Genomic DNA, 16,385 nt, shown 5'->3' on the forward strand with positions numbered 1-16,385 from the left:
CAGGTCAGGCGGCGGGCGCGGTGGCGAGGGCGGAGGGCAGCTTGAAGATGATCTTTTCCTCGGCCACCACCACCTCCTCGATGTCGAGGCTGTAGCGCTCACGCAGCCTGGCCAGAACCTCCTCCACCAGCAGCTCGGGCGCGCTGGCGCCGGCCGTGATGCCGAGGCTGGAATACCGGGCCACCTGGTCCAGATCCAGCTCACGCCCGCGCTGCACCATCACCGCGGCCTTGCAGCCCGAACGGCTGGCCACCTCGACCAGGCGCAGCGAGTTGGAGGAATTGGGCGCCCCCACCACGATCATCATCTCCACCCGCGGCGCGATCTCCTTCACGGCGGCCTGGCGGTTGGTGGTCGCGTAGCAGATGTCCTCCTTGGCGGGGGCGGAGATCTGCGGGAAGCGCTCGCGCAGGATGTCCACGATCTCGGCCGTGTCATCCACCGAGAGCGTGGTCTGCGTGATGAAGGAGAGGTCGTGGCCGGCGGGGGGTTCCACGCTGCGGGCCTGGGCCTCGTCCTCGACCAGGGTGATGGCACCGGGCGGCAGCTGGCCCATGGTGCCGATCACCTCCGGGTGGCCCGCATGGCCGATCAGGAAGATGTGGCGGTTGCGGGTGAAGTGATGCTCGGCCTCGCGGTGGACCTTGCTGACCAGCGGGCAGGTGGCGTCCAGGAAGAACATCTGGCGCCGCTCGGCCTCGGCCGGGATGGCCTTGGGCACGCCATGGGCGCTGAAGACCACGGGCTGGCCGTCATTGGGGATTTCGTCGAGTTCCTCCACGAAGACCGCGCCCTGCGCCTCCAACGACTGCACGACGAAACGGTTGTGGACGATCTCGTGCCGCACATAGACCGGCGCGCCGTAGCGTTTCAGCGCCTCCTCGACGATCTTGATGGCGCGGTCCACCCCGGCGCAAAAGCCGCGCGGACCGGCGAGCAGAACCTTCAGGGTGGGCTTTTGGTCCATGGATGGTTGTATTCCCAGCGCGTGTTCGAGCACCCGAGACTACCGCTTCGGCGCGATCGGTGCCAGACGTGAGGCGCCGGAGACATGGCGCCGCCCCGGCACCGCGACAAGTCATGCGGGCGCCGGGCTGCGCGTGGAACAGAGGGAAGTGGCGATGCGGGGCAAGTTCTGGGGTTTGGGGATGGTTCTTCTGGCCGCGCTGGGGCTGGCCGGATGCTCGCAACCCCGCGTGGACAACCTGTTGATCGCCTGCCCGACGCTGAGCCTGCCCTCGGACGTGGCCGATCTCTCGCGCCACCGCCCCGGCACGCCGCCGGACCTCTCGACCCTGCTGCTCGACGCCCGCATCCAGGCGCTGGACGGCACCTGCCGCGGCGCGCGGCGCGGCGAGGGCGTTTCCGTCTCGCTCGCCGCCCGCTTCCAGGTGGAACGCGGCCCCGCGGGCACGGAGCGCAGCGTGGACCTGCCCTGGTTCATCGCCATCGTCGAGGACGGGACGGAGACGATCCTGAACCGCCAGACCTTCGTCCAGCGCGTGACCTTCGCCCCCAACACGACGGTCGCGACCGTGACCTCGCCCCGATTCGAACTGGTCTTCCCCCTCCGGGCCGAGCGTCGCATCCAGGACCACCGGATCATGGTGGGCTTCCTGCTGACGCCGGAGGAATTGGCGCTCAACCGGACGCGCGGGCCACGCTGACATGCGAGGCGCAAACCCGCCCGGCGAAACACCCAAGAATCAAGCGGCAAAGATCCCGGGTGAAATCTTCTGAGGTTTGCCACGCGGGAACCTCCAGCTACTTCCTTGACCCGGATGGCCCTTGGCCACCATAATTGGTCCGTGCAAACTTATTTGTTCCAAGGGACACCGAGCTGTTCCGAGGCACGGCACGTAAATGTGCGATTCCCGCACCTTTGGCTTCTCTCGATGGGGGATGTGGACATGTCCGATCATCACTCCCCCGTATCGCCGCCCCCGGGGGATGTCGCCGGGCTCGCCGTGCCGCTGGAGCGGGACGTCTTCCTCCGCCGCCTGCTGCGGGAGCTTTCGGGCGCCCTCGAGGATGTGGTCGGGCTGGAAGAGGCCTCGGGCTACATCAGCCTCGTGGGCGCCGCCATGGGCGAGCACATCCACGATGAATATCGCCGCGCCCTGGCGGTAGGGCGCCTCGACCGCCGGCAGCTTGCCGAGGTCCTGGTGGACCTGAAGCGCCGCATCCATGGCGATTTTTCCATCCTCGAGGAGGATGAGAACCAGATCGTCTTCGGCAACACCGCCTGCCCCTTCGGCGATTTCGTGCAGGGGCGGCCCTCGCTCTGCATGATGACCTCCAACGTCTTCGGCGCCATCGCGGCCGAGAGCCAGGGCTATGCGGCCGTGCGCCTGGAGCGGACGATCGCGGCCGGAGACCCCGCCTGCCGGGTGGTCGTGCTGCTCCGCCCCGACGAGGCTGCAACGCCAGGGGCCCGGGAGTACTTTCGTCGAGATGACGTTGGCTGAAGGCGCGGCCCAGGTGCTCCAGACCCTACCCGAACCCGCACTCGTCCTGGGCACCGATGCGCGGATCGGCTTCGCGAACCGGGCGGCGCGGGCGCGCTTCGGCGCGGGCGTGGAGGCGGGCGCGGACCTCACCGCCCTGGGCCCCGACCCGGCGGCGGCCGAGCGGATGCGGCAATGGCTGCGGCGCTGCTCGGGCAGCCGCACCGCCCTGCCGGGCGCGTTGCAGCTGCGCGGCGCCGACGGCCAGGTGACCCGGTTCCGTGGCTTCGGCGCCATCCTCGCCCCCGCGGGGGCCGAAAGCCGCGCCAAGCTTCTGCTGCGCCTGGTGGACCGCGAGGATGACCGCTTCCCCCTGCTGGGCCGCAAGCTCGACGAACTGAACATCGAGATCAGCCGCCGGCGGCGCGCCCAGCTTGCCCTTGAGGTCGCGGTGCAGGACCGGGACGTGCTGCTGAACGAGCTGCACCACCGGGTGAAGAACAACATCCAGATGCTGGTGGGCATGCTGGCCATGACCCGTCGCGCCGCGGCCTGGGCGACGGACCCGCAGGCGGTGCTGGCCGAAGCCTCGCGCCGCCTGGCGGCGGTCGGCACGGTCCACCAGATGCTGTACCTGGGCGACAATCTGCGTGGCGTACCGGGCGAGACCTTCCTGCAACAGGTGGCCGGCGCGGTGCTGGCCAGCATGGGGGTGCCCCACAGCGTCAGCCTCTCGGCGGACCCGCTCGAGATCTCGAACGATGCCGCCGTGCCGCTCGGCCTCGTTCTTCACGAATTGTTGGTCAATGCCGTGAAGCATGGCTGCCCGGACGGCGTGGAGCCAGGCGGCATTCGCGTCTCCCTCCGACGCCTTGAGGGTGCGCTGGTCGAGCTGCGGGTCGAGGATGATGGACCCGGCTTCACGCTCGACGCCGCAACCCGCGTGGGCGCAACCGGGTTGAAGCTGGTGCTCGGACTTGCGCGGCAGTTAAATGGTGAACTGTCGGTGACACCGGGCGCGGTGGGAGGGACCTGCGCGGTGCTGCGTTTTCCGGCATCGGTCGACCCGCCGAAGGAATGAAAGGAGTGCGACGGACATGTCGCAGGTGAAGGATCGCGGCGAAACCGTCATGGCGCAGGGCGATGCCGAACGGCCCGGGCGCATGGTGCGCGCGGCCGATGACCGCCAGGGCGGCGTCGAGCTCCCGCGCGGACGTGTGCTGATCGTCGAGGATGAGTTCTTCGTGGCCATGGATGCCGAGGACAGCCTGACGGCCGCCGGCTTCACCGTCATCGGCATCGCCGCCACGGCGGAGGCGGCCGTGACCCTGGCCGAATCGCAATCGCCCGACATCGTGCTGATGGACATCCGCCTCGTCGGCCGGCGGGACGGCATTGATGCCGCGGCCGAAATCCGCGACCGCTTCGGCATCCCCTCCGTCTTCGCCACGGCCCATTCGGACCCCACCACCCGCCACCGGGCGGAGGTGGCGGCGGCGCCGCTCGGCTGGCTGTCCAAGCCCTATACGCGGACCGAAGTCACCAACGCCCTCGGTCGCGCCCTGCTGCGCTACCGGCAGGAACGCGGCTGAGGCGCCGCTACATCCCCAGCGCGCGCTTGTAGAGGTCGAGCAGGGTCTCCTGCTCCTCCACCTCCGCCGGCTCCTTGCGGCGGAGCATGATGAGCTGGCGGATCACCTTGGGCTCGAACCCCGCCGATTTCGCTTCGGCGTAGATGTCCTTGATGTCGGAAGCGAGCGCCTTGCGCTCCTCCTCCAGCCGCTCGATCCGGTCAATGATGGAGCGCAGCCGCTCGGGCGCGATGCCGCCCACCTCGGATTCGGCGGCCTTGGCCTGGCGGGCGCGGCTCTCGGCGGCGGTGTCGGGCGTGTCGGACATGGGCGCCTCCTTGGGCCGTTCAGGGGGGCTGGGTCTAGCCCCAAAACCCCCTGCGCGAAAGCCGTCAGCCGTGCTTGGCCATGGCGTCCTTGAAGGCGGCCTGCTGGGTGGGGCTGGCCTCCTTCTGGTGGGCGGCCTGCCAAGCCTTGTAGTCCATGCCGTAGACGATCTCGCGCGCGGCGGGGGTCTCCAGGGGCAGCCCGACCTCGCCGGCGGCTTCCTGGTACCAGCGGCTGAGGCAATTCCGGCAGAACCCCGTCAGGTTCATCATGTCGATGTTCTGCACGTCGGTCCGGTCGCGCAGATGGGCGACCAGCTTGCGGAAGGCCGCGGCCTCGATGCGGTCACGGGTGGCCTGGTCCAGGCTGGTGGCGGCGCCGAGCGCCAGGTCGGCTTCGGGCTGGGGGGCGGGCATGGCGTCTCTCCTCTGCTCTCCCGCCCCAGATGCGCCCGAAGGGGCCCCGCTTCAACGAGGGGGCTTCAATCCGGGGCGTTGTCGCCCCGGATGGCGGCGATGACGGCCTGGGTCACGTCATCCATCCGCGCGGTGCCGCCGAGATCGGCCGTCAGCACGCCCTGGGCCGTCACGGCCTCGATGGCGCGCATCAGGCGGCGGGCGCCGGCGGCCTCGCCCAGATGCTCCAGCATCATGCAGGCGGTCCAGAAGGTGGCGATGGGGTTGGCCACGCCCTGTCCCATGATGTCGAAGGCCGAGCCATGGATGGGCTCGAACATCGAGGGGTATTGCCGGGTCGGATCCAGGTTGGCGGTGGGCGCGACACCCAGCGAACCCGCCAGCGCGCCCGCCAGGTCGCTCAGGATGTCGGCGTGCAGGTTGGTGGCCACGACGGTATCAATGCCGGCCGGCTTGCGGACCATGCGGGCCGCCATGGCGTCCACCAGCTCCTTCTCCCAGCGCACCTCGGGGAAGTCCTCGGCGACCTTGGCCGCCACCTCGTCCCAGAAGACCATGCCGTGGCGCTGGGCGTTGGACTTGGTCACCACCGTCAGCAGCTTGCGCGGGCGTGAGGCCGCGATGGCGAAGGCCGCGCGCATGATCCGTTCCACGCCGGCGCGGGTGAAGATGGAGGTCTCGGTCGCCACCTCGATGGCGTGGCCGCGATGGGCGCGCCCGCCATGGCCGGCATATTCGCCCTCGCTGTTCTCGCGCACGATCACCCAGTCAATGGCGCCGGGCGCCAGGCCGCGCAGCGGGCTTTCGAGGCCGGGCAGCACGCGGGTGGGGCGGATGTTCGCGAACTGGTCGAAGCCCTGGCAGATGGCCAGGCGCAGGCCCCACAGCGTCAGGTCATCGGGCAGATGCGGGTCGCCCACCGCGCCGAAATAGATGGCATCGAAGCGCTTGAGCTGGTCCAGCCCGTCCTCGGGCATCATGCGCCCATTGGCGCGGTAGTAGTCGCTGCCCCAGGGGAATTCCGTCACGTCGAGGGAAAAATCGCCGGCGCGCTCGGTCAGGGCCCGCAGCACGGCGAGGCCGGCGGGAATGACCTCCTGGCCGATGCCATCGCCCGGAATGGCCGCGATCTTGTGGGTCCGCATTGGGGGGTGCCTCCTTGCCTTCCCCGCCGCATTGCCATGGCCGGACGGGGCCTACCAGCCCCGGGTGCCGGGCGCGCCCTTGAAGGGCCCTTCCACATCGGGGGTGATCCAACCGCCATAGAAGCCGCCGGGCTGGGGCTCGACGCGGTCCTCGTCCACCCAGCAGGCGTCCACCCGGCCGGCATAGAGCGCGACATGCCCGGCGATGGCGGCGAATTCGGGCGTGGGGTCGGGGTAGGACCAGGCGGCGCGCGCCGCGACCTTCCCGCCGCCCAGCAGGTCCAGATAGCGCGCGCTGCCCTTCCATTCGCAGAAGCTCGACCCCTGGGCAGGGCGCAGCGCGCCGGGGGCGAAGGCGGCGGCGGGGATATACCAGGAAGGCGGGTGCCAGGTTTCCAGCACCCGCCAACACTCCCGGCTGTCCACGATCACCTCCCCGCCCAGGATCACCCGCACGCGGCGCGTGCTGGGCTCCAGCCGGGGCGGGCGGGGGTAGTCGGGGGCGCGTTCGCGGGCGGGCATCAGAAGGTGGAGCGGATGCCGGCGCTGCGGATCAGGGCACCCCATTTCGCCTGCTCCCGCGCCAGGAAGGCGTCGCCATCCGCGGGGTTGGAGTGGATGGGCGCGAAGCCCAGTTCCGCGAGGCGCGGGGCGATCTCGGGCGCCTGGGCGGCGGCCAGCGCCACCTCGTTCAGCCGGTTCACCACCGCATCGGGCGTGGCCTTGGGCGCCACCAGCATGACCCAGGTGTAGACCTCGTATTCCGCCAGGCGCTGGTCGGTCTCGGCCATGGTGGGCACGTCGGGGTATCCCGGGATGCGCGCCTGCACCAGCGAGGCCAGGGGCCGGATGGTGCCCGCCCGCATCTGCGCGCCGGCGCCGGGCAGGTCGGCGAAGACCATCTGCACCTGCCCGCCCATCAGCGCCGCGATGGCGGGGCCTGAGCCGCGATAGGCGACATGCACGATGTCGGCGCCCATCATCATCCGGTACATCTCGCCGCCCAGGTGCAGCGGCGTGCCATTGCCGGACGAACCATAGTTGAGACGCCCTGGGTTGGCCGCCACGTAACGGTGGAACTCGGCCATGTCCCGCGCCGGGAAGTCATTCCGCACCACCAGGATGTAGGGCACGGTCGCGATATGGCTGATCACGCGGAAGCTCGCCGCCGTGTCGAAGGGCGGCGGATCCATGGTCAGCGGCGCCGTCAGGAAGGAGATGGGCGCCATCATGATGGTGTGGCCATCGGGCTGCGCCTGCATCACGGCGCGCGAGCCGATGGTGGAACCGGCCCCGGGGCGGTTGTCCACATTCACCGGGCGGCCCAGCAGTTCGGCCATGCGCGGCGCCATGAGGCGGGCCGCGATGTCGGGCGAGCCGCCGGGTGCGAAGGGGACGATGACGGTGATGGGCCGCTCGGGGAAGGCCGACTGCGCGCGGGTCGCGGCGGCCGGCAGCGCCGCCCCCATCAGGCCCAGCGCCACGCGGCGCGATGTGTGGATCGCCATCCTGGTGTTCTCCTCCTGCTTGTTGTTGGGGAGGAGGTTAGGACGACGATCGCCCGCAAGGGAACGGCTTGCGGGCGCCTCAGCCGGGGAAGAAGCGGTTGGGTGGGCGTGGCAGGCCCAGATTTTCCCGCAGGGTGGCGCCCGCATATTCGCCGCGCACCAGGCCGCGCCGGCGCAGGATGGGCACCACATCCTCGACGAAACGCTCGAACTGGGTCGGGAAGAAGGGCGGCATGATGTTGAAGCCATCGGCCGCGCCGCCGCGGAACCATTCCTCCAGCGCATCGGCCACCTGTTCGGGCGTGCCCCAGACGATGCGGTGCCCCCGCGCCCCGGCCACCAGGTAGTAGAGCTCCCGAAGGGTCAGGTTCTCGCGCCGGGCGAGGTCGGTCAGCAGCCGCGCGCGGCTTTGCAACTGGTCGGATTGCGGCAGGTCGGGCAGGGGGCCGTCGAGGTCGTAGCCGGAGATGTCATGGCCCAGCCGGTCGCTCAGCAGCAGGATGGCGGCGGCGGGGTCAATGCCGCCCTGGAGCTGGGCGTAGAGCGCCTTCGCCTCGGCCTCGGTCCCGCCGATCACGGGGCAGACGCCGGGCAGCACCATCACATGGGCGGGGTCGCGCCCCGCCTCGCGCACCTGGGCGTGGAGGCCCTCGCGGAAGGCGCGGCCCTCGGCCTCAGTCTGCTGGGCGGTGAAGATGATCTCCCCCACCCGCGCCGCCAGCCGCTGCCCCGGCCCGGAGGAACCCGACTGGATGATGACCGGATGCCCCTGCGGCGGCCGCGAAACGTTCAGGGGCCCGGACACCGTGAAGAACTCGCCCTGATGGTTCAGCGTGTGGACGCGCCCCGGCTCGACATAGACGCCCCGCGCCTTGTCCTTCACGAAGGCGTCATCGGCGAAGCTGTCCCAAAGCCCGCGCACGACATCGATAAATTCTTCCGCAATGGCGTAGCGGTCGTCATGGGAGGGGTGCTGTCCCCGCATGAAATTGGCCGAGGACCGCGCATAGGAGGTGGTGACGGCATTCCACGCGGCCCGGCCGCCGCTGATGTGGTCCAGGCTCGCGAAGGCGCGGGCCAAGTGGAAGGGCTCCGTGTAGGTCGTGGACATGGTGGCGGCCAGGCCGATGTGCCGCGTTCCCATGGCGAGCGCCGAAAGCAGCGCCACCGGCTCCAGCCGCGCGACGAAGGAGGGGTGGGCATCGACGCTGGTGGTCAACCCATCGGCAAGGAAGAGCAGGTCAAAATGCCCCGCCTCGGCCGTGGCGGCGATGCGCTGGATCAGGCCCAGGTTCTCGCCGCCGAACTCCGCCTCGGGGTGGCGCCATCCGGCGACGTGGTGGCCCGCGCCCTGGAGGAAGAGGCCAAGGCGCATGGGGCGAGCGAGGGCGTTCATGGAAGCGACTGAAAAGCCACGGCCCTGCCCTGTCAATCAGCGCCCCGGTGGCCGTGGCGCGCATCCTTGTCCATAGTGGGAGGAAGAGGAGGGCAAGGCATGTCTGGCGGCTGGGATGATGCGCGGGCCGAGGCCGCGCTGCGGGCAATGTTCGCGGCGGGCGTGCGCGCGGCCGATCCGCTGTCGGTGCTGGCCGCCCATCTGCCCGAGCCCCCGCGCCAGGGCCGCGTGATCGTGGTGGGTGTCGGCAAGGCCGCGGCCAAGATGGCGCAGGCCGTGGAAGCCGCCTGGGCCGATGTGCCGCTGACCGGCCTCGTCATCGCGCCGCACGGGGCGGGGCTGCCGCTGTCGCGCATCGCGCTGCGCTTCGGTGCCCATCCGGTGCCCGATGCCGGGGGGGCCGCGGCGGCGGGCGAGATCCTGTCCATGCTGGACGGCCTGACCGAGCGCGACCTGGTGCTGGCCCTGATCTCGGGCGGGGGTTCGGCGCTGGCCACTCTGCCCGCGCCGGGGCTGACCCTGGAGGACCTGATCGCCACCAACCGGGCGCTGCTGGCCTCGGGCGCCTCCATCCACGCCATGAACGCCATCCGCAAGCATCTCTCGGCCTTCTCGGGCGGGCGGCTGGCGGCGGCGGCGCATCCGGCGCGCGTCGTGACGCTCGCCATCTCCGACGTGCCGGGGGATGACCCGGAGGTGATCGCCTCCGGCCCCACCGTCGCCGACCCCACCACCTTCGCCGAGGCGCGCGCCCTGGTCGCCCATCACCGCATGGCGCTGCCCGAGGCGGTGCGGCGCCACCTGGAGGCGGGCGCGGAGGAAAGCCCCAAGCCCGGCGACCCGCGCCTCGCCACCGCCGAATTCCGCATGATCGCGACCCCCATGATGGCGCTGCGGGCCATGGCCGAGGCCGCGCGGGCGGAAGGCCTCACCCCCCTCATCCTCGGCGATGCGCTGGAGGGCGAGGCCCGGCATGTCGGCACGGCCCTGGCCGGCATCGCGCGCAGCGTGGCCGCGCATGGCCACCCCCTGCCCGCCCCCTGCGTGCTGCTCTCGGGCGGCGAGACCACGGTCACCCTCCCTGCCGGCACGAAGGGCAGCGGCGGGCGCAACACCGCCTGCCTGCTGGCCATGGCGCTGACGCTGAACGGCGCCCCCGCCACCTGGGCGCTGGCCGCCGACACGGATGGGATAGACGGAAGGTCGGAAGCCGCCGGCGCCATCGCGGGACCGGGCACGCTCGCCGCCGCCCGCCAGAAAGGCCTCGACCCGCGCGCCTGCCTGGAGGAGCATCGCAGCCTCGACGTCTTCGAGGCCGCGGGGACCGCGCTGCGGACCGGCCCCACCCTCACCAATGTGAACGACGTCCGCGCCATCCTGATCGGCGCCTGAAGGAGACGCGATGCCCCCTCGCATTCCCATGCGGCGCCACCGGCGCACCAAGATCATCGCCACCCTCGGCCCCGCGAGCAGCACGGTCGAGATGATCGAGAAGCTGTTCCGCGCCGGCGCCGACGTGTTCCGGCTGAATTTCAGCCATGGCAGCCATGAGGACCACGCCCAGCGCATCGAGATGATCCGCGACGTGGAGAAGCGCCTGGGCCGGCCTATCGGCATCCTGGCCGATGTGCAGGGGCCCAAGCTGCGCGTGGGCAAGTTCGCCGCCGGGCGCGTGCAGCTCACCCCCGGCAAGCCCTTCCGCCTCGACCTCAGCCCCACGCCGGGCGATGTGCGCCGCGCCCAATTGCCCCACCCCGAGATCATCGCCGCCGCGCGCATCGGCACCACGCTGCTGCTCGATGACGGCAAGCTGAAGCTGCGCGTCACGCGCCAGGTGGAGGGCGACCACCTGGAGACCGAGGTGGTGGTGGGCGGGCCCCTGTCGGACCGCAAGGGCGTGAACGTGCCGGACGTAGCCCTGCCCATCCCGGCGCTGACGGCCAAGGACCGCGCGGACCTCGACTTCGTGCTGCCGCTGGGCATCGAATATGTGGGCCTCAGCTTCGTGCAGCGCCCTGAGGACGTGGCCGAGGCGCAGGAGATCGCGGCCGGACGCGCCTGGATCATGGTGAAGATGGAGAAGCCCCAGGCCGTCGAGAACATGGACGGCATCCTGGCGCTGGCCGATGCCGTGATGGTCGCGCGCGGCGATCTTGGCGTGGAACTCCCACCCGAGGAGGTGCCGCTGGTGCAGAAGCGACTGGTGCGCGCCGCCCGGGCGCTGGGCAAGCCGGTCGTGGTGGCGACGCAGATGCTGGAGAGCATGATCACCGCCCCCTCCCCCACCCGCGCCGAAGCCAGTGACGTGGCGACGGCGGTGTTCGACGGGGCGGATGCGGTGATGCTCTCGGCCGAGACGGCGGCGGGGCAATACCCGCTGGAGGCCGTCTCCATCATGGACCGCATCGTGGCCCGCACCGAGCAGGATGCCGGCTGGCGCGCCCAGACCGACCAGAGCCGCCCCGAGGCCGAGCGCACCAGCGCGGGCGCCATCGCCGCCGCGGCCGCCCAGGTGGCGCGCACCATCGGTGCGCAGGTGGTGGCCACCTTCACCTCCACCGCCAGCACCACCCTGCGGGTGGCGCGGGAGCGGCCGGACTGTCCCATCCTGGGCCTGACGCCCCGCATGGAATCGGCGCGGCGCCTGGCGGTGGTGTGGGGGGTGCATCCGCTCGTGGTCCAGGATATCCACTCCATGACGGAGATGGTGGCGCGCGCCACCCGGGCCGCCATGCAGGAGGGGTTCGCGAGGACGGGCGAGGAGATCGTCGTCACCGCGGGCGTTCCCTTCGGCACCCCGGGGACGACCAACTCGCTCCGTGTCGCCCTGGTGAAATGAGGATACCCGCCCCGATGAAGCGCCTTTTCCTGGCCGCGCTGCTGGCCCCCACCCTGCTTTGGGCCGCCGCCGCCCCGGCCGCCGCCCAGCGCAGCGGTGTCTATGAGGTGACGGGGCGCAACCTCGACGGCTCCGAATACCGGGGGTTGCTGGAACTGCGGCAGGTGGGGCTGACAAGCTTCCACCTGATCTGGAACATCGGGCGCGAGACGATCGAGGGGGTGGGGATGGTCTCCGGCCGCACCTTCGCCACCGCCTTCACCGCCGGCAACATGACCGGCATGGGCATCTATGAGCTGCGCGACGGTGACGTGATGGAGGGCAGCTGGACGCTGATGGGCGCCCAGGGCAATGGCAGCGAAACGCTGCGCCCGGCCACCGAGACGCCGCCCCCGGGCATCACCCCGGGCGTCACCCCCGGCACCCAGGCCCCCGCCCGCCCCTGAGCCGCAACCCTTTCGCCGGCGGGCAACTGATGGCACCCTCGCGGCAAATGCGAGGGATGCCAGGATGAGCCAGTACACCAACCCCGAGACCATCGCCCTCCACGGCGGCAGCCACCGCGCGGACCCGAACACGGGCTCCGTCGCGGTGCCCATCCACCAGACCACCAGCTTCCAGTTCCAGGACACGGGCCACGCCGCCCGCCTCTTCGGGCTCGCGGAGCTGGGCAACATCTACACCCGCATCATGAACCCCACCTGTGATGCGCTGGAGACGCGCATCGCGGCGATGGAGGGGGGTGCGGCCGCACTCGCGGTGGGCTCGGGCCAGGCGGCGACCACCTTCTGCGTGATGAACCTCTGCGAGGCGGGCGACAACATCGTCAGCTCCACCGACCTCTATGGCGGCACCTGGAACCTCTTCGCCAACACGCTGAAGCAGTTCGGCATCGAGGTCCGCTTCGTGGACCCCGCCGACCCCGAGGGCTTCGCCCGCGCCACCGACGCCCGCACCCGCGCCTATTACGCCGAGACCCTGCCCAACCCGAAGCTGCAGGTGTTTCCTATCGCGGAGGTGGCGGCCATCGGGCGCAGGCTCGGCGTGCCGCTGATCATGGACAACACGGCGGCGCCCATCATCTGCAAGCCCTTCCAGCATGGCGCGGCCATCGTCATGCACTCCACCACCAAGTGGATCGGCGGGCATGGCACCTCCATCGGCGGCATCGTGGTGGATGGCGGCAATTTCGACTGGGAGGCGGGCGGCGACCGGTTCCCGACGCTGAACAAGCCCGACCCGAGCTATCACGGCGCGGTGTGGTCGCAGGCGGCCAAGCCGCTCGGCCCCATCGCCTATATCCTGCGGATGCGGACCTGCCTGCTGCGCGACATCGGCGCGCCCATGTCGCCCTTCAACGCCTTCATGTTCCTGCAGGGGCTGGAGACGCTGCCGCTGCGTATGGAGCGGCATTGCAGCAACGCCATCAAGGCCGCCGCCTGGCTGGCGGCCCACCCCAAGGTGACGAAGGTGATCCACCCCTCGCTCGCGGAGGGCGAGGCACGTAAGCGCGCCGACGCGCACCTCAAGGGCGGCATGGGCAGCCTGATGGGCATCGAGCTGGCGGGCGGAAAGGAGGCGGGGCAGGCCTTCATCGAGAAGCTCAAGATGTTCTACCACGTGGCGAATATCGGCGATGCGCGCAGTCTCGCCATCCATCCGGCCACCACCACCCACAGCCAGCTCGACGAGAGCGAGCAGGCGATGAGCGGGGTGACGCCGGGCTATGTGCGCCTGTCCATCGGCATCGAGCACATTGACGACATCATCGCCGATCTCGAACAGGCGTTGAACTGATGCGCGCCGCCGATTCAGTCCTCCGCGCCCTGCGGGCGCTTCAGCCATCGGAGGCGTGATGCGCGCCGCCGATTCAGCCTTCCGCGCCCTGCGGGCGCTCCAGCCATCGGAGGCGTGATGAACTACGCGGGAAGCTTCCCCACCACCCGCATGCGGCGCAACCGTCAGGACGCCTGGACGCGCGCCCTGGTGGCCGAGAACGCGCTGCATGTGGGCGACCTGATCTGGCCCATCTTCCTCACGGAAGGCACCGGCCAGCGGGTCGAGGTGCCCTCCATGCCCGGCGTGCTGCGCGTCAGCCCCGATGTGGTGGCGGAGCATGTGGCCGAGGCCGCCGCGCTGGGCATCCCCGCGGTGGCGCTGTTTCCCTACACGCCCATGGAGGCGCGCGACGAGGACGGCACGGGCGCGCTCGACCCCGACAACCTCACCTGCCGCGCCGCGCGCGCGCTGAAGGCCGCGCATCCGGGGCTTGGCGTCATCGGCGACGTGGCGCTCGACACCTATACCAGCCACGCCCATGACGGCGTGGTGCGGAATGGCGAGGTGGACAATGAGGAGAGCGTGAAGGCGCTTGTCACCATGTCCATCAACTACGCCAAGGCGGGCGTGGACATCGTGGCGCCCTCCGACATGATGGATGGCCGCATCGGCACCATCCGCGCGGCCCTCGACGCCGAGGGGCTGCAGCGCACACGCATCATGTCCTACGCGGCCAAGTATGCGTCGGGCTTCTACGCGCCCTTCCGCGACGCCATCGGCTCCTTGACCGGCCCAGACCGCGCCGGGCCCAAGGACAAGAAGACCTACCAGATGGACCCGGCCAATACCGACGAGGCGCTGCGCGAAGTGGCGCTGGACCTCGCCGAGGGGGCGGACATGGTGATGGTGAAGCCCGGCCTGCCCTATCTGGATGTGGTGCACCGGGTGCGGCGGGAGTTCGGCGCGCCCACCTTCGTCTATCAGGTGAGCGGCGAGTATTCGATGCTGATGGCGGCGGTCGAGCGCGGCTGGCTGGACCATGACCGCGCCATGATGGAAAGCCTGATCTGCTTCAAGCGCGCCGGCGCCAACGGCATCCTGACCTATTTCGCGGTCAAGGCCGCGCGGCTGCTCAAGGCGGGCTGACCTCTCAAGCCGCACGGCCGATTCACGCCTCCGGTGCTGCCACCGGAGGCGATCAGACGCTACGCCACGCGGCGCCGGAACAGCCCGAGCGCCGCGTAGAGCCCCAGCGCCGTGCCCACGGTGCCGAAGCCGAAGATGGCCAGCACCAGCAGCCAATCAATCGGCCCGCCGAGGTCGGCGAAGCCCGAGCTGGTCACGGTGAACATCACCAGCACCGCGACCACGCCGCCCATGACACCCAGCGCCTCGGCCCAGACCAGCCGCTGGGGAATGAGCGAACGGTCACGCAGCAGCACGCGCAGGAAGGCCAGCGTGGCCAGGGCGGCCAACGCCACCAGCGGCCAGAAGGTCCAGCCCAGCATTTCCTGGAAGACGGCCACCAGCGTGGCGAGATCGAGTTCCTTCATGGGTTCACCCCCCCTTCACGCGCGGCCACGGAGCATGGCGAGGTAGGTGGGCTTCAGCCCCACCTCCTTCATGATCCAGGAAATCCAGAGCTCCTCCAGCGGCGCGATCACGCCGGGGAAGGAGGGCACCAGATTGTCGTTGTAGTCGAACTCCACCAGCATCGCCCGGCCCACCCGCGTGATGAGCGGGCAGGAAGTGTAGCCGTTGTAGCGCTCGGCGCTCTCGCGGCCCTGGATGGTGGCGATGAGGTGGTCCACCGCCACCGGCACCTGCCACTTCACGCTGGCCGCCGTCTTGCCCTTCGGCACGCCCGCGATGTCGCCCACGCAGAAGACCTCCGGGAAGCGGACATGGCGGAGCGTGTGGCGGTCCACCTCCGCCCAGCCATCGGCGGCCCAGGGGCCGGTCTGCCAGGGCAGCGGCGAGTTGCGGACCACCTCCGGCGCGCGCATGGGCGGGATCACGTTGATGAAGTCGTATTGCTGCTCGGCATCGCCCTGCGGCGTGCGGAAGGTCGCGATGCGGCGGTCCAGGTCGATCTTGCGCAGCACATGGTCATGCGTCACGCGGATGTTGCGCTCGGCATAGAGCATCCGCACCCGCTCGGCCACGATCGGCACGCTGAACAGCACGCGGTTCTGCGCGTTGTAGGTGAGTTCCGCGCGGCCCCGGTTGCCGCGGCGGCGCAGGAAGTCATCGGTCAGGAAGGCGTATTTCAGGGGCGCGCCGGCGCATTTCATTTCGGTGGCGGGGCGCAGGAAGACGCCCTGCCCGCCCTTGTCCGCGAAGTCCGACATGGCGCGCCAGGTGGCTGCGGCCTGGGCGGGGCCGGCATAGACGCTGCCCAGCCCGTTCTGGCCGATGCGGGAGACATCCATGCCCTCGATGGCGCCGTAGTCGAGCGTGAGGCCCGTGGCCACCACCAGGAAGTCGTAGGGCAGGCGCTGGCCGGCATCGGTGGTGACGGTCTTGCCCACCGGGTCGATCTCGGCCGCGGCCTCCTCCACCCAGTTCACGCCGCGCGCCACCCATTCGCGGGTGGAGGAGAGCACATAGTCCGGGCTTTTCAGCCCCGCGGCCACCAGGGTGTAGCCCGGCTGGTAGTGATGCTCCCGCCGCTTGTCGAGCATCGTGATGCTGGCCCCCGACAGCCCCATGGCGAGGCGGGAGGCGGTGGCGAGGCCGGCCGCGCCGGCGCCGATCACGATGATCCGCGCCGAGGTGGCGACCGCCGCCTGGGGCGCGCGCGCCACGGCGCCCACCCCTGCCAGGGCGCCCGCGCCTACCAAAAGGCCGCGCCGGCCCAAGGCCGCACGGAGAATTTCTGCTGAGACCGGCATGCCGCCTCCTCGACGGATCGCTTTATCTGAGCGTTTCCGTATATCTGAATGTCCTTAATAAAG

General features: G+C 70.4%; 18 protein-coding genes. 9 read left to right on the forward strand and 9 right to left on the reverse strand.

Features of this window, described 5'->3' with window-relative positions; genetic code table 11:
* Nucleotides 1-4: 4 nt before the first annotated feature.
* Complete coding sequence (gene ispH / locus ICW72_RS07940) at nt 5-967, reverse strand: 4-hydroxy-3-methylbut-2-enyl diphosphate reductase (RefSeq protein WP_191085702.1); 963 nt, start codon at nt 965-967, stop codon at nt 5-7.
* Between the two features lie 181 nt (nt 968-1,148).
* Here ispH and ICW72_RS07945 point away from each other — a divergent pair, with 181 nt between their 5' ends.
* The 4 genes from ICW72_RS07945 (at nt 1,149) to ICW72_RS07960 (ending at nt 4,039) form a co-directional block, all read left to right on the forward strand.
* Nucleotides 1,149-1,667 carry a hypothetical protein gene (locus ICW72_RS07945; protein ID WP_191085703.1) on the forward strand — a complete coding sequence of 173 codons (519 nt, stop codon included), beginning with the start codon at nt 1,149-1,151 and terminating at the stop codon, nt 1,665-1,667.
* Nucleotides 1,668-1,910: 243 nt separating this feature from the next.
* Nucleotides 1,911-2,468: a methanogen output domain 1-containing protein gene (locus ICW72_RS07950; RefSeq protein WP_191085704.1), complete on the forward strand. Its 558-nt coding sequence runs from the start codon at nt 1,911-1,913 to the stop codon at nt 2,466-2,468.
* Nucleotides 2,455-3,528: a sensor histidine kinase gene (locus ICW72_RS07955; protein ID WP_191085705.1), complete on the forward strand. Its 1,074-nt coding sequence runs from the start codon at nt 2,455-2,457 to the stop codon at nt 3,526-3,528. The genes ICW72_RS07950 and ICW72_RS07955 overlap by 14 nt, the downstream gene beginning before the upstream one ends.
* Before the next feature lie 16 nt (nt 3,529-3,544).
* Complete coding sequence (locus ICW72_RS07960) at nt 3,545-4,039, forward strand: response regulator (RefSeq protein ID WP_223880906.1); 495 nt, start codon at nt 3,545-3,547, stop codon at nt 4,037-4,039.
* A gap of 7 nt (nt 4,040-4,046) precedes the next feature.
* Here ICW72_RS07960 and ICW72_RS07965 read toward each other — a convergent pair whose 3' ends face one another.
* The 6 genes from ICW72_RS07965 to ICW72_RS07990 all read right to left on the reverse strand — a co-directional run bounded on the left by ICW72_RS07965 (nt 4,047) and on the right by ICW72_RS07990 (nt 8,810).
* Nucleotides 4,047-4,346, reverse strand: a complete 300-nt coding sequence (locus ICW72_RS07965) for a DUF2312 domain-containing protein (protein ID WP_184385649.1) — start codon at nt 4,344-4,346, stop codon at nt 4,047-4,049.
* 64 nt (nt 4,347-4,410) lie between these two features.
* Nucleotides 4,411-4,761 (reverse strand): DUF1244 domain-containing protein, encoded by a 351-nt coding sequence (locus ICW72_RS07970; RefSeq protein ID WP_191085706.1) that lies wholly within the window; start codon nt 4,759-4,761, stop codon nt 4,411-4,413.
* Between the two features lie 65 nt (nt 4,762-4,826).
* Nucleotides 4,827-5,906: a tartrate dehydrogenase gene (locus tag ICW72_RS07975; protein ID WP_191085707.1), complete on the reverse strand. Its 1,080-nt coding sequence runs from the start codon at nt 5,904-5,906 to the stop codon at nt 4,827-4,829.
* Between the two features lie 51 nt (nt 5,907-5,957).
* Nucleotides 5,958-6,428: a DUF427 domain-containing protein gene (locus ICW72_RS07980; RefSeq protein WP_191085708.1), complete on the reverse strand. Its 471-nt coding sequence runs from the start codon at nt 6,426-6,428 to the stop codon at nt 5,958-5,960.
* Nucleotides 6,428-7,414, reverse strand: a complete 987-nt coding sequence (locus tag ICW72_RS07985; protein ID WP_191085709.1) for a Bug family tripartite tricarboxylate transporter substrate binding protein — start codon at nt 7,412-7,414, stop codon at nt 6,428-6,430. The genes ICW72_RS07980 and ICW72_RS07985 overlap by 1 nt, the downstream gene beginning before the upstream one ends.
* Before the next feature lie 79 nt (nt 7,415-7,493).
* Nucleotides 7,494-8,810 (reverse strand): LLM class flavin-dependent oxidoreductase, encoded by a 1,317-nt coding sequence (locus tag ICW72_RS07990; RefSeq protein ID WP_191085710.1) that lies wholly within the window; start codon nt 8,808-8,810, stop codon nt 7,494-7,496.
* Nucleotides 8,811-8,909: 99 nt separating this feature from the next.
* Here ICW72_RS07990 and ICW72_RS07995 point away from each other — a divergent pair, with 99 nt between their 5' ends.
* From ICW72_RS07995 to hemB, 5 genes are all read left to right on the forward strand, one after another.
* Nucleotides 8,910-10,202, forward strand: a complete 1,293-nt coding sequence (locus tag ICW72_RS07995; protein ID WP_191085711.1) for a glycerate kinase type-2 family protein — start codon at nt 8,910-8,912, stop codon at nt 10,200-10,202.
* A gap of 10 nt (nt 10,203-10,212) precedes the next feature.
* Nucleotides 10,213-11,649, forward strand: a complete 1,437-nt coding sequence (gene pyk / locus ICW72_RS08000; protein WP_191085712.1) for a pyruvate kinase — start codon at nt 10,213-10,215, stop codon at nt 11,647-11,649.
* 14 nt (nt 11,650-11,663) lie between these two features.
* Nucleotides 11,664-12,095, forward strand: a complete 432-nt coding sequence (locus ICW72_RS08005; protein WP_191085713.1) for a hypothetical protein — start codon at nt 11,664-11,666, stop codon at nt 12,093-12,095.
* A gap of 64 nt (nt 12,096-12,159) precedes the next feature.
* Nucleotides 12,160-13,446 (forward strand): O-acetylhomoserine aminocarboxypropyltransferase/cysteine synthase family protein, encoded by a 1,287-nt coding sequence (locus tag ICW72_RS08010; RefSeq protein WP_191085714.1) that lies wholly within the window; start codon nt 12,160-12,162, stop codon nt 13,444-13,446.
* 117 nt (nt 13,447-13,563) lie between these two features.
* On the forward strand, nt 13,564-14,574 hold the full coding sequence (gene hemB, locus ICW72_RS08015) for a porphobilinogen synthase (RefSeq protein ID WP_191085715.1): 1,011 nt from the start codon (nt 13,564-13,566) through the stop codon (nt 14,572-14,574).
* Between the two features lie 59 nt (nt 14,575-14,633).
* On the opposite strand, the gene ICW72_RS08020 is transcribed toward hemB, so the two are convergent.
* Entirely contained in the window at nt 14,634-14,981 is a 348-nt protein-coding gene (locus tag ICW72_RS08020; RefSeq protein ID WP_191085716.1) for a DUF5368 domain-containing protein, read from the reverse strand.
* A 15-nt stretch (nt 14,982-14,996) separates the two neighbouring features.
* Nucleotides 14,997-16,235, reverse strand: coding sequence for an NAD(P)/FAD-dependent oxidoreductase (locus ICW72_RS08025; protein ID WP_223880907.1), 1,239 nt, complete (start codon nt 16,233-16,235; stop codon nt 14,997-14,999).
* Nucleotides 16,236-16,385: the final 150 nt, after the last annotated feature.

It is taken from the genome of Roseococcus microcysteis, assembly GCF_014764365.1.
GTDB classification, from domain to species: Bacteria; Pseudomonadota; Alphaproteobacteria; order Acetobacterales; family Acetobacteraceae; genus Roseococcus; species Roseococcus microcysteis.

Bases quoted from the DNA above. Each gene is read 5' to 3' on its own strand.
- ICW72_RS07955 (WP_191085705.1), top strand. From the start codon at position 2,455: ATGACGTTGGCTGAAGGCGCGGCCCAGGTGCTCCAGACCCTACCCGAA.
- ICW72_RS07985 (WP_191085709.1), bottom strand. From the start codon at position 7,414: ATGGCGATCCACACATCGCGCCGCGTGGCGCTGGGCCTGATGGGGGCG.
- ICW72_RS07950 (WP_191085704.1), top strand. From the start codon at position 1,911: ATGTCCGATCATCACTCCCCCGTATCGCCGCCCCCGGGGGATGTCGCC.
- ICW72_RS08005 (WP_191085713.1), top strand. From the start codon at position 11,664: ATGAAGCGCCTTTTCCTGGCCGCGCTGCTGGCCCCCACCCTGCTTTGG.
- ICW72_RS07980 (WP_191085708.1), bottom strand. From the start codon at position 6,428: ATGCCCGCCCGCGAACGCGCCCCCGACTACCCCCGCCCGCCCCGGCTG.
- pyk (WP_191085712.1), top strand. From the start codon at position 10,213: ATGCCCCCTCGCATTCCCATGCGGCGCCACCGGCGCACCAAGATCATC.
- ICW72_RS07945 (WP_191085703.1), top strand. From the start codon at position 1,149: ATGGTTCTTCTGGCCGCGCTGGGGCTGGCCGGATGCTCGCAACCCCGC.
- ispH (WP_191085702.1), bottom strand. From the start codon at position 967: ATGGACCAAAAGCCCACCCTGAAGGTTCTGCTCGCCGGTCCGCGCGGC.
- ICW72_RS08010 (WP_191085714.1), top strand. From the start codon at position 12,160: ATGAGCCAGTACACCAACCCCGAGACCATCGCCCTCCACGGCGGCAGC.
- ICW72_RS07990 (WP_191085710.1), bottom strand. From the start codon at position 8,810: ATGAACGCCCTCGCTCGCCCCATGCGCCTTGGCCTCTTCCTCCAGGGC.
- ICW72_RS07960 (WP_223880906.1), top strand. From the start codon at position 3,545: ATGTCGCAGGTGAAGGATCGCGGCGAAACCGTCATGGCGCAGGGCGAT.
- hemB (WP_191085715.1), top strand. From the start codon at position 13,564: ATGAACTACGCGGGAAGCTTCCCCACCACCCGCATGCGGCGCAACCGT.
- ICW72_RS08020 (WP_191085716.1), bottom strand. From the start codon at position 14,981: ATGAAGGAACTCGATCTCGCCACGCTGGTGGCCGTCTTCCAGGAAATG.
- ICW72_RS07970 (WP_191085706.1), bottom strand. From the start codon at position 4,761: ATGCCCGCCCCCCAGCCCGAAGCCGACCTGGCGCTCGGCGCCGCCACC.
- ICW72_RS07975 (WP_191085707.1), bottom strand. From the start codon at position 5,906: ATGCGGACCCACAAGATCGCGGCCATTCCGGGCGATGGCATCGGCCAG.
- ICW72_RS07995 (WP_191085711.1), top strand. From the start codon at position 8,910: ATGTCTGGCGGCTGGGATGATGCGCGGGCCGAGGCCGCGCTGCGGGCA.
- ICW72_RS07965 (WP_184385649.1), bottom strand. From the start codon at position 4,346: ATGTCCGACACGCCCGACACCGCCGCCGAGAGCCGCGCCCGCCAGGCC.